This is a genomic window from Streptomyces sp. NBC_01474, assembly GCF_035918215.1.
GTDB lineage: Bacteria > Actinomycetota > Actinomycetes > Streptomycetales > Streptomycetaceae > Streptomyces > Streptomyces aureus.
On sequence record NZ_CP109449.1, the window covers coordinates 7127457 to 7141825 of the forward strand.

Here is a 14369-nt window from a genome sequence, read left to right on the forward strand (position 1 = left end):
CATGAGCAGCACGGAGCAGACGCAGCACACGGGGGAGCCGCAGCGGATTTCCACTGTGGAGTTGGGAAACAACGGGCCCTTGGTGGGCGTGCAGGGCCTCGGCTGCATGGGCATGAGCTGGGCCTACGGTCCGACAGATGCCGACGAGGCGCGGGCCACCCTGGAGCGGGGCCTGGAACTTGGCGTCACCTTGTACGACACCGCCGACGCCTATGCCGCCGGCGAGAACGAGAAGTTCCTTGCCCCCTTCCTCAAGGCGCACCGTGACGAGGTGGTGCTGGCCACCAAGTTCGCCCTGGGCGTGGACCCGAGCGACCCCACGAAGCGCCTCATCAACAACGATCCCGCGTACATCCGCGCCTGTATCGACGCCAGCCTCCAGCGTCTCGGCGTCGACACCATCGACCTCTACTACATGCACCGCCGCGATGTGAACGTGCCGATCGAGGAGACCGTCGGCGTGATGGCCGAACTCGTCGCCGCCGGCAAGGTCAAGCACCTCGGCCTCAGCGAGGTCACCGGTGGCGAACTGCGAGCCGCCCAGGCAGTCCACCCGATCGCCGCCCTCCAGTCCGAGTGGTCGCTGTTCAGCCGCGACATCGAGAAGGAGGTCGTGCCGACCGCCGCCGAACTGGGCGTGGCCCTCGTGCCGTACTCGCCGCTCGGGCGCGGCTTCCTCACCGGCTCCTTCGTCAGCGCCGACAAGGAGCTCGATCCGGACGACTTCCGCCGCCAGCAGCCCCGCTTCACCGGCGACAACGCCGCCGCCAACGCGGTTCTGCTCGAGCCGGTGCGCCAGGTCGCCGAGGCTCATGGTGCCTCCCTCGGCCAGATCGCCCTGGCCTGGGTGCAGCAGCAGTCGCAGGCCTTCGGACTCCCTGTCGTCCCGATCCCCGGCACCCGCAAGCGAAGCCGCATCGAGGAGAACGCCGCGGCCACCCGCATCACCCTCACCGACGACGAACTCGCCCTGGTCGCCCCCATCGCTTCCCAGGTCGCGGGCAACCGCTACGCCGACATGACCTTCACCTCGGCGGGGCGCGAGTAACACCCCGGAGCCAGCTGCCCGGTCCGTCGCCGGGGGCATCTCCTGCCCCGGCGGCGACCGGCCGGCACCTCACGCGAGCCCCAGGGCGAACACGGCGAACCCCGCTGCCAGCAGCCCGGCCACCGCGCGCCGCACATGAGTCGCCCGCTTCCAGGGAGCCTCGAAGCCTCGCGTGTACCTACCGATCAGCACGAGCAGCCCCGTGAAGACCGGAAGCCACGCGATCCTCGCCGCTATCCAGCCCAGCGAGTCCGGACTCGTCGTCAGTCCAGGTATCGCGCCGACGAAGGATCCGGGTATCGCCGCTGTCAGCAGCGCCGTCTGATGCCAGCAAAGGATCGTCATCGCCGAGAGGTTGATGACGACGACCGGTGCCCACAGCGCGGGCCGTCGCAGCAGCCTGCCGATCCGGTCCCGCAGGAGCATCGCCGCACCGCTCTGCGCGGCCGCCAGTGCGAGCACCAGCAAGGACGGCGGATGGGAGTTCGTCCGCGCCTCGCCCGGCACGCCCACCATCGACTCCGGGTAGTGGAACGCGAGGAGCAGCGTCGCGAACAGGGCGGCGCCGCCGATCAGCAGCGCCCACGCGCCACGCCTGCCGATCCTCTTCTCGTACCAGCAGACGCCCAGTTGGTAGGCGAACATCCCCCCCGGGAGCAGATTGAGCAGGCTCAGCCAGGACGGCGTGGCGTCCGCGTACGGCCCGTAGCGCAGGAAGTCGATCACGGCTACGGACCCGAGCAGCGGTGCCGCCGCCCACGCCCCCAGTTTTCGGGCGGCGCTTACGCAGTACGGCGTGAGCGCGGTGATCACCGTGTAGACGCCCACGAACCACAGCGGCTGGATGACCAGCGTCGATCCTGTGTGGAGGGTCTTCTCCGGCACCCCGAGCGCGTACAACGCGGGGATCAGCGCGGCACATACCGCCGTCACCCCGAGGACCGGGCGGCCCAGGCGAGCCAGCCGGCCACGCAGCCAGGCGCCCGTCGACCCGCTCGCCTCCAGCGTCCGCCGGTACGACAGATCGGATGCGTAGCCCCCCACCAGGAAGAAGATGCCGAGCATCTGCAGTATCCAGCTGATCGGGGCGAGGAATCCGAAGGAGGACAGCGGGCTCGAGTTGTGCAGCGCGCCCTCACCGTCGAGGGAGAAGCCGCCGAGGAGCCAGTGGCCCATGGGCACGGCGAGCAGCGCGAGCGCGCGCAGTCCGTCTATCGCCCGGTCCCGGTGGGCCGGTGTCTTCGCGTCGATGGCGGACGCGGTCCTGCGCAGGGTCGCGATACTCATGACGTGGCTCCGGTGGCGATGCGGGTGAAGGCGCGCAGCGAGTCCGCGCCGGGTGCGAAGTAGCCGGTGTGGCCCTCGGCGTGGTGGGCCGGAATACGGCGGGCGCCGAAGGAAGGGTCGGTGGGGTCGGTGCCGTGGCCCAGGCCGAACAGCTCGACGTTCGGCACGCGGCCGATCCAGTCGCTGTCGTCCCGCGCGGCCCAGACGCGGGCCTTGGTGCGCAGATCGGCCACCGTGGCCGCGCGCAGACCCGGGGAGCCGAGCACCACGAGGTCGGACGCGGGTAGCCGGGCGGCGGAGAGCCCGCAGACCACCGATCCGTAGCTGTGGCAGAACACTGCGGGACGCGGCGCGCCCGAGGCCGTCAGGCCCTGGACGAAGCGGGTCAGCCTCGGCGCGCCCGCCTCGGCGAGCCGGCCGGTGGCGGCGTCGGGTCCCAGGCCGACAGGTGTCGTGTATCCCACCCACGCCACGACCGCAGTGTGGCCGCCCGACGCCTCGTACAGCGAGCGGGCCATCCCCGCCGGGGTGCCGTACGGATCCTTGGCACGGTCGAACGAGCTCAGGTCGATGTCCGAGCCGGGCACGACGACAGAAACATGCTCGGCGACCGCCAAGTCCCCGAACACTTCGGCTACTTGGCCGCGGCCTCGCGGATCGAAGGCCAGTATCTGCCGTCCGTGCTCCAGGAGTTCGGTGTATCGCGTGACCAGGAAGCGAGCTTGCGCGTGGTCCTGAGATGTGAGCGACGCGTCCTCCGCACGCACCCGGACTCGGTCGCGCTCGGCTTTCAGCGCACGAGTGTTGGCCTCGTAGCGAAGGTCCGCCGGAGCGCCGTCCAGATTGCCGACGACGGTCGGATGCCGCTCGACCAGCTCCTGTCGCTCGACGTCGTCCAACCCTCGGAAGAACGCTGTCACCTGGGCCGGCTTCGCGGTCGCCGGATCGGGCAGCCCGACACCGAGTGCACGGTCCGCACGCCACGATGCCGCGCCGGGCGGCGGCCCGGTGAGGGGGCTCTGCTCGCTGCCGACGGCCCAGCCCGTCGTGCCCGCCACGACAGTCGTCGTGAGCGCGGCGGCGACCAGTGTCCTACGGCCGCGTTGTTTCCATGAGCGCAGGCGCATCGCCCGTCTCCCCTCCGTCCGGTGGCGTGACGAGGGGAAGGTAGGGAGACGACGCCCGGCTCCACGTCACACCGGGGAGCCAACTCTCGGGTGATACCCGGGTATTCGGAGGTGCTACTCAGGTAGGGGGTGCGCCGTGAAGGCCCGCGCTGACCTGGGTTCGGCGGGTGATACCGGAGCCTGGGCCTATTGGTCGCCGGGCGTGACGAGACCGGTCTCGTAGGCGAAAATCACGGCCTGCGCCCGGTCTCGCAGCCCCAACTTCGCGAGCACGCGGCCGATATGGGTCTTCACGGTCTGCTCCGCGAGCACCAGCTTCTCCGCGATCTCCTGGTTGGACAGGCCCCGGGCGATGAGTTCGAGGACCTCGGTCTCGCGTGGCGTCAGGCAGTTCAGCTCCGGCGAACGGTCCCTGCGGCCGGACGGGCGCTGCCTCGCGATGTCCTCGATGAGCCGGCGTGTGACCGTCGGGGCGAGCAGCGCCTCTCCGGCGGCCACCACACGCACCGCCGCGATGAGATCGGCCGGCGGGGCGTCCTTGAGGAGGAAACCCGAAGCGCCGGCGCGCAGGGCCTCGTACACGTAGTCGTCCACGTCGAACGTGGTGAGCATCAGGACCTTGGGGCGGTGGATCACGCCCGGTGGAGGGTCGAGGAGCGCGCGGGTCGCGGCGATCCCGTCCATCTCGGGCATCCGCACGTCCATGAGGACGACATCGGGATGTGTCGTCCGGCTGACCTCGACACCCTGCTTGCCGTCCGGAGCCTCGCCCACGACGTCGATGTCGCTCTGAGCGGCCAGCAGCGCGGCGAACCCCGCTCGCACCATGGCCTGGTCGTCGACAATGATCACGCGGATGGTCATGCGGTGCCGAATTCCTTTACGACGAGGGGGAGTCGGACTCGGCCAGCGGGAGTCGGGCCGCGACGCGGAAGCCTCCCCCGGGCAGCGGGCCCACGTCGAGTGTGCCGCCGACCAACCGTACGCGCTCGTGCATCCCGATGAGACCGTGTCCCGTGCCGGTCGTCTCCACGGGCGACGCGTGCTCGCCCGCCGGGCCGTTGACCACGATCACCAGCAGGGCGTCCTCATCCTTGGAGACGGAGATCTGCGTACGGGCACCGGGAGCATGCCGCACGACATTGGCCAGGGCCTCCTGCACGATGCGGTATGCCGAGAGGTCCACCGCGGGCGGTACATCGGCCAACTCCCCGATCAGGGTCAGCTCGGGCATCGACAACTCGGCCGGGACGCCGCCCCGTACCGTGGCCTCCACCAGTTGCTGAAGCCGGCCGAGACCCGGCTGGGGCGCCCGCTCACCACCCGACGCGTCCTCGCTGCGCAGCACCGCGAGGAGCCGCCGCATCTCACCGAGCGACTCCCTGGCACCCGCCGCTATCGAGCCGAACTCCTCGCACGCCTCGGGCGTCAGGCCCTGGAGCCGGTACGGAGCGGAGTCCGCCTGCACCGTGATCACCGACATGTGATGAGCCACCACGTCGTGCAACTCCCGTGCGATACGCGCACGTTCCTCAAGAAGGGTGCGCCGGGAACGCTCGGCCTCGTTGATCGTCTCCTGCTCGACGAGTCTGCGCTGGGCTTCCCCGCGCTCGCGCAGCAACGCCCCGAACAGCAGCACCCCACCGCTCAGCACGATCATCAGCACGCTCGTGGCCTGGCTGTCCGAGGGACGGAACATGTCGAGGACGAGTCCGGACACCACTGTGACCAGCCAGACTCCCAGGACCGTGCGTCTGCCCTCCCGCAGGGACAGGACGAAGCAGAGAGCCAGATATCCCACGATGACCATGGGGGTCCACGGCGCGGCGTGATGGGAGGCCGAACCCTGGATGACGATCGCCCCGACGATGTCCGCGACGATCACGATGCCCCACGCGAGCAGCGGCCGACTGACGGCGAGCACCAGGGGAGCGGCCTGTGCGACCGCCAGGGCGCCGGCGAGACCACCGGGGACCCCGTAGTCGTTCGACAGGACCTGGGTGGTGACCGGGATCAGTGTGGCGACGAATCCCAACGCGATCACATAGGGGACCAGCCGCACCCAACGATTCGACGACCGGCCGAGCAGAGGCTCGGCCGGTCCCGCGGGAGCGGCGAGCGATGCCCCGGCCGCCCGCAGACCGCCGAGGACGGTGGCGAACACGCGACGCAGGCCCCCCGGCGGTGCGGCCTTGCCGTCCGGCGGGCGGGGATCCTGGTCAGGTGCAGTCGATGTGGTGCTCATGGCCTGCTCAGCGTAGGCAACAACCACCCGCGGCGCCGTCATACCGAGGAGCTCACCGGCCCCCGTACCCAGGTATGACATGAGGGGTCCGTCGACGGAGGCCGAACCTCGACGAGGCCACCTGCGCCCGGCCGCACCCGGAGCCGCACCCCATGCCCCCATGCCGGGGTCGCGCACCGAGGCCGCCCTACAGCTCCGCCAGCAGCTCGGCCTTCTTCGTCGAGAACTCGGCGTCGGTGACGAGGCCGGCCTGGTGCAGCTCACCCAGGTGACGGATGCGGTCGGCGATGTCCGCGGGGTCACGCCGGCCAGGGGAGGCGCCGGAGGCGGGCACGGCCGAGCCCCCGGCCCGTACCGCGGCGAGGATGGACGCAGCGAAGGGCAGCGACTCGTGCACGGGCCCGTACCCGAGACCGAAGATCACGGCGGCCGGGTCCTGGTCGGCCTGGGCAGGCTGCTCGGACGTGTCACGGCGCAAGAGTCGCAGATGGCCCTCGAAGACCTCGGGCGAGCGCCATTCGACCCCGCTCAGATCCGAGACGGGAAAGCTCTTGTCGCCCGCCTTCCACTTCGCGGACGACGCCCCGGTCCAGAACCACCGGAAAGCCACGGACCTGCCGTCGAAGGAGGCCTTGCCGTCGTAGGCCTTGAAGTGCAGCGGCGCCTCGGGTGCCGCCACCAGATAGCGGCCCGCTGGTGCGCCGTCGTCCAGGGTCAGCACGCCGCGCAGCTCGTCCGCGTAGTACTCGGCGAGTGTCTCGCGCTCGGCGGGCAGGACGAGTCGATAGGGGTCACACCCCTCCTTGAGCTGTCCCGCGGCCGCGTCCATCAGTGGATCGGCGCCCGGTCTCGGCGCGACGCGCAGGACGACGGTCCCGCGCTTGCCGGGAGTGAGCGTCACCGCCGCGATCGCTTCATAGGGGATGCGGCGCTCACCGAGTGCATTCAGCAGCTTCGGCGTGCGGATTCCCCGTTCGAAGCGGATGAGCACGGAGTCGGACTCGAACTCCCAGGCGGCATGAAATCCGGCCAGTACATCACCCATGCGGCTCATCGTATGCGGCACGCGCGCCTCCGTCCCCTGTTGCGTCGTGCCCCTGTTTCACCGATTTCTACGCGCGTCAGGCTGACGCGGCGCCGGAAGATCCGTCACGACAGGTGTCATGCCCGCTCGCGCACCGCAGGGTGCGGTACGAACCGACGCCGATGTCGGCGAAGTTGCTGAGACTCTCCGTACCGGGCTCGAAATAGCCGGTGTGCCCATGTGCGCCGGCTGCTGACAGGACCCGGGCGCCGAATCCCCTGGAGACGGGGTCGGCGCCGTGGCCGATCCCGCCGACCTCCAGGTACGGCACGTCCTGGATCCAGTCGTCGCGGTCCCGCATCGCCCACACGCGCGCGTGGGTACCCAGTTTCGAGGCTTTCCCGGCGCGCATGCCGGGGCTGCCGGCCACCGCTATGTCGCTCACCCGGGACGGCAGCTTGTGTGCGGCGACACCGCACACCACGGAGCCGTAACTGTGGCAGTACAGGGCCACGGGGGTGCGGCCCGGCAGAGCGCGCACCAGGGCGTTGAGCCGGGTGGCGCCCTCCTCCGCGCGCATCGCGGTGGCCGCGTCGACGCCGAGACCCGCGGGCGTCGTGTAGTCGGCCCAGGCGATCACAGCGGTCCGTGTGCCGGGTCCGGCGGCGCGCTCCGCGTTGTACAGGGAGCGAGCCATGCCGACGGGCGCCGAGTACTTGCGGAAGGTCCGCTGGAACGTGAGGAGGTTGGTGTCGACTCCGGGAACCACGACCGAGACGCGCTGGGCCTTGTCGAGGTCCCCGAAGACCTCGGCGACGCGGCCGGTGCCCAGGGGATCGAAGGCGAGGATCTTGCGGTCGGGGCGCATCAGCGACGCGTACCGGTCCATGCGCTGGGCGGCGTCGTGCTGTCCCGCGGTGGAGAGCCGGTTGTCGTGCGTGCTCTTCCGCGCCGCCTCGCGTGCCTGGTCGAGGGCGATGCGGTTGGCGCGGTAGCGCAGTTCCACCGGCGCGCCGTTCATGTTGCCGACGGCGAGCGGGTAGTGGGTGACGAGCCGGGTGCGCTGCTGGCTGGTGAGTGAGGCGAAGAACTGCGCGAGGCGGGCGGGCGAGCCGTCCGGGTCCGGCAGGACGTTCCCGTTGAGGTGGCCGTGTTCCCACGCCGTGATGGCGGCGTTGACCGGCGAGGTGACGCCCTTGTGGCGCACGGCGGTCCAGCCGGTGGTCGCCAGCATGACGAACACGACGGCCAGAGCGAGCAGTGCGCGCCAGACGCTGAGTTGCGGGGATGAGTCGAAGGAAGTCACTGCGGGACACCCTAGGAGAACCGCGGACCAACCTGCGAAATCGGTGAGGCAGATCACGTTTTCGGTAGGGCAATTAGGACAAAACGGTCCTAGCTCAGGTGGTGTCATCACACTCTGTAGGTGCCGCTTGCGCCCCTCGCGCACGGGAGTGCACGCTCGGTCACTCTGTGCGCCACTTCCCCGCCAACACCGGCCCCAGCTGGTCGAGATATGACTCCGTGACCTCGCGGATCGACTCGACGCTGATGTCCTCGCCGGCGCCCCACAGCCGCCCGGCCATGCGCATGACGCCACTGAACGCGGCCACTGTCACGCGGGGGCGCAGATCCGCCTCCACGTCGAGATCCTCGCGCTCGGCGATCACTCGCGCGATCTCCTCCTCCAGCTCCGTGGAGCGGCGCAGGTGGACGGCGATCAGGGAGGGAGTGGATTCGATCATCTGGTAGGTGCGCATGTGGAGTTCGACCGGAACGACTTCCTCGATGGGTTCGCCGAGGGTGTCCCAGGCGTCGAGCACGGCACCACGCAGGGCCTCGAACGGACTGTCGGCCGCGGGGCGTTCGCGCAGGAGGGTGACGAAGCGGGACTCCACCATGTCCTGGACCGCGAACGCGGTCTCCTCCTTGCTGGTGAAGTACCGGAAGAAGGTGCGCTGCGAGACGTCGACGGCCTCCGCGATTTCGTCAACCGTCGTGTGGTCGTACCCCTTTGTGGTGAAGAGTTCCAGCGCGGAGCGCAGCAGGGCGTCGCGGGTGCGCTGCTTCTTGCGTTCCCGTAGTCCTGGATGCGCTTCCTGCGTCTTCACTCGCGCCCCTCTTTGCGTCTGTTTGCCCAGCTCAGCTTACCTGTGAGCGACGTGACAGTTACCGACTTGTGAATTGGTTTGTCAACTGTCAGTCGCTGTCATTAGCCTCGAACGCATGACTAGTCAGACCACCGTCGACAAGGCGGACAAGGCTCCGGAGCCCGTGTCCGTTCCGGCCCCGGCCAAGGGGCTTCGCGGCCACCCCTGGCTGACGCTGTTCTCCGTCGCGATCGGCGTGATGATGGTCGCCCTCGACGGCACCATCGTGGCCATCGCCAACCCGGCCATCCAGAAGGACCTCGGCGCGAGCTTCTCCGACGTCCAGTGGATCACCAACGGCTACTTCCTCGCCCTCGCGGTCACGCTGATCACTGCCGGCAAGCTCGGCGACCGGTTCGGTCACCGGCAGACCTTCCTCGTCGGCGTGATCGGATTCGCCACGGCCTCGGGGGCCATCGGCCTGTCGGACAGCATCGCCCTGGTGGTCACCTTCCGGGTGTTCCAGGGCCTGTTCGGCGCGCTCCTCATGCCGGCCGCGCTCGGCCTCCTGCGGGCCACCTTCCCCGCCGAGAAGCTGAACATGGCGATCGGCATCTGGGGCATGGTGATCGGCGCCTCGACCGCGGGCGGCCCGATCCTCGGTGGGCTGCTCGTCCAGCACGTCAGCTGGCAGTCCGTCTTCTTCATCAACGTCCCCGTCGGCGTCATCGCCCTCGTCCTCGGGCTCCTGATCCTCAAGGACCACCGCGCCGAGAACGCGCCGCGATCCTTCGACATCCTCGGCATCGTGCTGCTCTCCGGCGCGATGTTCTGCCTGGTCTGGGCGCTCATCAAGGCCCCGACATGGGGCTGGGGCGACGGCCTGACCTGGACGTTCCTGGCGGCCTCCGTGCTGTGCTTCGCGCTCTTCGCCATCTGGGAGACGCGCGTCAAGGAGCCGCTGATCCCGCTGGCTCTGTTCCGCTCGGTGCCGCTGTCGGCCGGTGTGGTCCTGATGGTGCTCATGGCCATCGCCTTCATGGGCGGGCTCTTCTTCGTCACCTTCTACCTGCAGAACGTGCACGGCATGAGCCCTGTCGACTCCGGTCTGCACCTCCTGCCGCTGACCGGAATGATGATCGTGGGCTCGCCGCTGGCGGGCGCGATGATCACGAAAGTGGGTCCGCGTATCCCGCTCGCGGGCGGCATGCTGCTCACCGCCGTCGCCATGTACGGCATGTCCACGCTGGAGTCGGGCACGGGCAGCGGCGCGATGTCGCTGTGGTTCGCCCTCCTCGGCCTGGGCCTCGCTCCCGTCATGGTGGGCGCCACCGAGGTCATCGTGGGCAACGCCCCGATGGAGCTCTCCGGCGTCGCGGGCGGCCTCCAGCAGGCCGCCATGCAGATCGGCGGAAGCCTCGGCACCGCCGTGCTCGGCGCCGTGATGGCCTCGAAGGTGGACAACGACCTCGCGGGCAACTGGACGGACGCCAAGCTTCCGCCGCTCACGCCCGCCCAGCTGGACCAGGCGTCCGAGGCGGTCCAGGTCGGCGTGGGCCCGGTCCCGAAGGGCACCCCGGCGGCGCTCGCCGAGAAGATCACCTCGGTCGCGCACGACACCTTCATCTCCGGCATGAGCCTGGCTTGCCTGGTCGCCGCGGGCGTCGCCGTCGTGGCCATCTTCGTCGCGCTGCTGACCAAGCGTGGGGCGAGTGCGGAGGCGGGCGCGGGGGCCGTACACATCTAGCGCGCATCGGGGGGAAGCGCCTCTCGGAGAACGCCCTCGTCGGAGGGCGGAACCCATCGGGAAGACCGCCCCTCGGGGGAAACCCGTAGACCACCACCGAACCACCCCCGCACGCACCCCGAAGTGCCCTCAGGGAAATCCTGGGGGCATTTCGCTTATCCGAGTGATCTGATCCGTCAGCTCTTCCCGTCCGATCGCCCACCGGTTCAGAGTGCAGACAAGTGACCGGCACGACACGGGGGTTGATCGATATGGGTACGAGGATGCGCGCCGCGATGGGCACGACGCTTCCGATGACGGCCGCGGCCGCGCTGGCGGCCGTCCTGCTGACACCGGTTCATGCGGGCGCCGCCGCCCCGCCGACATCGGGGGACTGCGCGGCGGGGGAGCTGTGCCTGTGGGAGAAGCCGGAGTTCAAGGGGCACCGGCAGGCGTACGAGCTGTCCGGGATCGACATCGAGAGCTGCGTCGCGCTGCCGGAGGGGAGCAGCGCGCAGGCTCTCGCCAATCGCACCGGACGTCCGGTCACGGCCTACCAGTCCGCCGCGTGCGCCGAGACAGGGGAGTTCCAGACCTATCCCGGGAGTGGGACATGGGCGCCCCAATCCCCTTACCGGGTACGGGCGTTCAAGGTCTGGGAGCGCTGAGATGAAAGAAAGCGAGGTGCGGTGCGGCCCCCGTCGCCGCACCGCACCTCGAACCTCTACGACAGTCGGGACCAGGTCCCTACGCGTCGCCGCCCGCAGGGCCGGGGTCGGCCGCCGTGACGTCGAGAAGCTGGTAGCGGTCGATCGCCTGCTTCAGGACCGAACGGTCGACCTTGCCCTCCCGGGCCAGCTCCGTGAGCACGCCCACCACGATCGACTGGGCGTCGATGTGGAAGAAGCGCCGGGCCGCGCCGCGCGTGTCCGCGAAGCCGAAGCCGTCCGCGCCGAGCGACTGGTACGTGCCCGGCACCCAGCGGGAGATCTGGTCGGGCACGGACCGCATCCAGTCGGAGACCGCGACGAACGGGCCCTCCGAGCCGGACAGCTTCTGTGTGACATAGGGGACGCGCTGGTCCTCGTCGGGGTGCAGCAGATTGTGCCGTTCCACCTCGACGGCTTCGCGGCGCAGTTCGTTCCAGGAGGTCGCCGACCAGACGTCCGCCCTGACGTTCCACTCCGCGGCGAGGATCTGCTGCGCCTCCATGGCCCACGGCACCGCGACACCCGAGGCGAGGATCTGCGCCGGGATGGTGCCCGAAGTGCCCGGGCTGAAGCGGTGGATGCCCTTGAGGATGCCCTCCACGTCGACATCGGCGGGCTCGGCCGGGTGCTGCAGCGGCTCGTTGTAGACGGTGAGGTAGTAGAAGATGTCCTCGCCGTGCGGGTGCTCGGCGGTGGCGCCGTACATCCGCTGCAGACCGTCCTGCACGATGTGCGCGATCTCGAAGCCGAAGGCCGGGTCGTAGGCGACACAGGCCGGGTTGGTCGAGGCGAGCAGCTGCGAGTGACCGTCCGCGTGCTGCAGACCCTCGCCGGTCAGGGTCGTCCGGCCGGCGGTCGCACCCAGTACGAAACCGCGCGCCAGCTGGTCGGCCATCTGCCAGAACTGGTCGCCGGTGCGCTGGAAACCGAACATCGAGTAGAAGACATAGACCGGGATCAGCGGCTCACCATGCGTCGCGTACGCCGATCCCGCGGCGATCAGCGAGGCCGTGCAACCCGCCTCGGAGATGCCGTCGTGCAGCATCTGGCCCGTCGGCGACTCCTTGTACGCGAGCAGCAGCTCGCGGTCCACGGACTCGTACTGCTGGCCGAGCGGGTTGTAGATCTTCGCGCTCGGGAAGAACGAGTCCATGCCGAACGTGCGGTACTCGTCCGGCGCGATCAGTACGAAGCGGCGGCCAATCTCCTTGTCCCGCATGAGGTCCTTGAGCAGCCGGACGAATGCCATGGTGGTGGCGATCGACTGCTGGCCGGAGCCCTTCTTCACACTCGCGTACGCCTTGTCGTCGGGGAGCGCCAGCGGCTTGGACCGTACGATGCGGGTCGGCACATAGCCGCCGAGCCCGTGCCGGCGGTCGTGCATGTACTGGATCTCCTCCGATTCGCGGCCCGGGTGGTAGTACGGCGGGGCGCCGTCCTCGAGCTGCTTGTCGGTGATCGGCAGGTGCAGACGGTCGCGGAAGCCCTTGAGGTCGTCGACCGTCAGCTTCTTCATCTGGTGGGTCGCGTTGCGGCCCTCGAAGTTGGGGCCGAGGGTCCAGCCCTTGACCGTCTGCGCGAGGATGACCGTCGGCTGGCCCTTGTGCTGCTTGGCCGCCTGGAAGGCCGCGAAGATCTTCTTGTGGTCGTGCCCGCCGCGCCCCAGGTGCAGGATCTGGTCGTCGGTCATGTTCTCGACCATCGCGCGCAGCCGGTGGTCGCCACCGAAGAAGTGGTCGCGGATGTACGAGCCGGGCTCGGTGGCATACGTCTGGAACTGGCCGTCGGGCGTGGTGTTCAGCTTGTTCACCAGGACGCCGTCGCGGTCCTGCGCGAGCAGCGGGTCCCAACTGCGGTCCCAGACCAGCTTGATGACGTTCCAGCCGGCGCCGCGGAACTGCGATTCCAGCTCCTGGATGATCTTGCCATTGCCGCGCACCGGACCGTCGAGGCGCTGCAGGTTGCAGTTCACCACGAAGGTCAGGTTGTCGAGGCCCTCGCGGGCCGCGATCGACAGCTGGCCGAGCGACTCGGGCTCGTCCATCTCGCCGTCGCCGAGGAACGCCCAGACGTGCGACGCGGATGTGTCGGCGATGTCGCGGGCCTGCATGTAGCGGTTCATCCGCGCCTGGAAGATCGCGCCCAGCGGGCCGAGGCCCATGGAGACGGTGGGGAACTCCCAGAAGTCCGGCATCAGTCGGGGGTGCGGGTACGACGACAGGCCGTACGGAGCCTTCGACTTCTCCTGGCGGAAGGAGTCGAGCTGGCCCTCGGTGAGGCGGTCCAGGAGATACGCGCGGGCGTAGATGCCCGGCGACGCGTGGCCCTGGAAGAAGATCTGGTCGCCGCCCTTGCCGTCGTCCTTGCCGCGGAAGAAGTGGTTGAAGCCCACGTCGTAGAGCGAGGCGGAGGAGGCGAAGGTGGCGATGTGGCCACCCACCCCGATGCCGGGGCGCTGGGCGCGGGAGACCATCACCGCGGCGTTCCAGCGGGTCGCGTTCAGGACCTTGCGCTCGATCTCCTCGTTGCCGGGGAAGAAGGGCTCGTCCTTGGTCGCGATCGTGTTGATGTAGTCCGTGCTGCGCATCTCGGGCACGGCCACACGCTTCTCGCGGGCGCGCTCGATCAGCCGGAGCATCAGGTAGCGGGCCCGCTCGCGCCCGCGCTCGTCGACGGCGGCGTCGAGGGAGTCGAGCCATTCCCGGGTCTCTTCGGGATCGAAGTCCGGGACCTGGCTGGGGAGGCCGCCAATGATGATCGGATTGCGATCGGATCCGGAAACCACGCTGTTCCTTCACTGTCGGTCGAGATGTGCAATTGGGGTGCAATGGGGCTGCGCCGCTCCCCATCGTGTACCTCGGGGGCACAATCGTCATCTCTACCGCGGGGTAATTCGGGGTGATTCCCCGGGGCTCCCCGGACGGGTGCGGCCTAATCGCAACGATACGCTCATGTGGTTCACCAGTTTCGTGAGGCCGTTCGGCCGAGGCGGACGACCGTCATCCACAGGGTGGGCAAATCCGGCAGAACGGTGTGGCATACATCACCGGCCTGCGGGGATCCTTGACTGAAGATGCGGTGACACCGCCTGGAACGTCACCGTTTCGGCGGT

The 14369-nt window shown here is 69.3% G+C and carries 11 protein-coding genes; 3 read left to right on the top strand and 8 right to left on the bottom strand.

The genetic code is table 11. The features are described from left to right. Nucleotide 1: 1 nt before the first annotated feature. Nucleotides 2-1048, top strand: coding sequence for an aldo/keto reductase (locus OG758_RS32460; RefSeq protein WP_326713177.1), 1047 nt, complete (start codon nucleotides 2-4; stop codon nucleotides 1046-1048). 69 nt (nucleotides 1049-1117) lie between these two features. On the opposite strand, the gene OG758_RS32465 is transcribed toward OG758_RS32460, so the two are convergent. The 7 genes from OG758_RS32465 to OG758_RS32495 form a co-directional block, all read right to left on the bottom strand. Then, on the bottom strand, nucleotides 1118-2335 hold the full coding sequence (locus OG758_RS32465) for an acyltransferase family protein (RefSeq protein WP_326713178.1): 1218 nt from the start codon (nucleotides 2333-2335) through the stop codon (nucleotides 1118-1120). After that, nucleotides 2332-3462 carry an alpha/beta hydrolase gene (locus OG758_RS32470; RefSeq protein WP_326713179.1) on the bottom strand — a complete coding sequence of 377 codons (1131 nt, stop codon included), beginning with the start codon at nucleotides 3460-3462 and terminating at the stop codon, nucleotides 2332-2334. The genes OG758_RS32465 and OG758_RS32470 overlap by 4 nt, the downstream gene beginning before the upstream one ends. 186 nt (nucleotides 3463-3648) lie before the next feature. Then, nucleotides 3649-4326, bottom strand: a complete 678-nt coding sequence (locus OG758_RS32475; RefSeq protein ID WP_116502281.1) for a response regulator — start codon at nucleotides 4324-4326, stop codon at nucleotides 3649-3651. Nucleotides 4327-4342: 16 nt separating this feature from the next. Then, the gene (locus OG758_RS32480) at nucleotides 4343-5707 is read right to left on the bottom strand and encodes a sensor histidine kinase (RefSeq protein WP_326713180.1); all 1365 of its coding nucleotides are present in this window, start codon (nucleotides 5705-5707) and stop codon (nucleotides 4343-4345) included. A 187-nt stretch (nucleotides 5708-5894) separates the two neighbouring features. Next, the gene (locus OG758_RS32485) at nucleotides 5895-6761 is read right to left on the bottom strand and encodes a DUF4429 domain-containing protein (protein WP_326716106.1); all 867 of its coding nucleotides are present in this window, start codon (nucleotides 6759-6761) and stop codon (nucleotides 5895-5897) included. 67 nt (nucleotides 6762-6828) lie between these two features. Further along, on the bottom strand, nucleotides 6829-8037 hold the full coding sequence (locus OG758_RS32490; RefSeq protein ID WP_326713181.1) for an alpha/beta hydrolase: 1209 nt from the start codon (nucleotides 8035-8037) through the stop codon (nucleotides 6829-6831). Nucleotides 8038-8197: 160 nt separating this feature from the next. Beyond that, nucleotides 8198-8842: a TetR family transcriptional regulator gene (locus tag OG758_RS32495; protein ID WP_326713182.1), complete on the bottom strand. Its 645-nt coding sequence runs from the start codon at nucleotides 8840-8842 to the stop codon at nucleotides 8198-8200. A gap of 115 nt (nucleotides 8843-8957) precedes the next feature. On the opposite strand from OG758_RS32495, the gene OG758_RS32500 reads away from it, so the two are divergent. Together OG758_RS32500 and OG758_RS32505 are read left to right on the top strand one after the other, a co-directional pair. Then, a complete protein-coding gene (locus tag OG758_RS32500; RefSeq protein WP_326713183.1) occupies nucleotides 8958-10568 on the top strand; it encodes a DHA2 family efflux MFS transporter permease subunit in 1611 nt (536 codons plus the stop codon). Nucleotides 10569-10843: 275 nt separating this feature from the next. After that, nucleotides 10844-11215, top strand: a complete 372-nt coding sequence (locus OG758_RS32505) for a peptidase inhibitor family I36 protein (RefSeq protein WP_326713184.1) — start codon at nucleotides 10844-10846, stop codon at nucleotides 11213-11215. 79 nt (nucleotides 11216-11294) lie between these two features. On the opposite strand, the gene aceE is transcribed toward OG758_RS32505, so the two are convergent. After that, complete coding sequence (aceE, locus tag OG758_RS32510) at nucleotides 11295-14042, bottom strand: pyruvate dehydrogenase (acetyl-transferring), homodimeric type (RefSeq protein ID WP_326713185.1); 2748 nt, start codon at nucleotides 14040-14042, stop codon at nucleotides 11295-11297. Nucleotides 14043-14369 lie beyond the last annotated feature (327 nt).

Excerpts from the sequence above, each read along its gene's own strand:
- OG758_RS32460 (WP_326713177.1), top strand. The coding sequence starts at position 2 with ATGAGCAGCACGGAGCAGACGCAGCACACGGGGGAGCCGCAGCGGATT.
- OG758_RS32465 (WP_326713178.1), bottom strand. The coding sequence starts at position 2,335 with ATGAGTATCGCGACCCTGCGCAGGACCGCGTCCGCCATCGACGCGAAG.
- OG758_RS32470 (WP_326713179.1), bottom strand. The coding sequence starts at position 3,462 with ATGCGCCTGCGCTCATGGAAACAACGCGGCCGTAGGACACTGGTCGCC.
- OG758_RS32475 (WP_116502281.1), bottom strand. The coding sequence starts at position 4,326 with ATGACCATCCGCGTGATCATTGTCGACGACCAGGCCATGGTGCGAGCG.
- OG758_RS32480 (WP_326713180.1), bottom strand. The coding sequence starts at position 5,707 with ATGAGCACCACATCGACTGCACCTGACCAGGATCCCCGCCCGCCGGAC.
- OG758_RS32485 (WP_326716106.1), bottom strand. The coding sequence starts at position 6,761 with ATGAGCCGCATGGGTGATGTACTGGCCGGATTTCATGCCGCCTGGGAG.
- OG758_RS32500 (WP_326713183.1), top strand. The coding sequence starts at position 8,958 with ATGACTAGTCAGACCACCGTCGACAAGGCGGACAAGGCTCCGGAGCCC.
- OG758_RS32505 (WP_326713184.1), top strand. The coding sequence starts at position 10,844 with ATGGGCACGACGCTTCCGATGACGGCCGCGGCCGCGCTGGCGGCCGTC.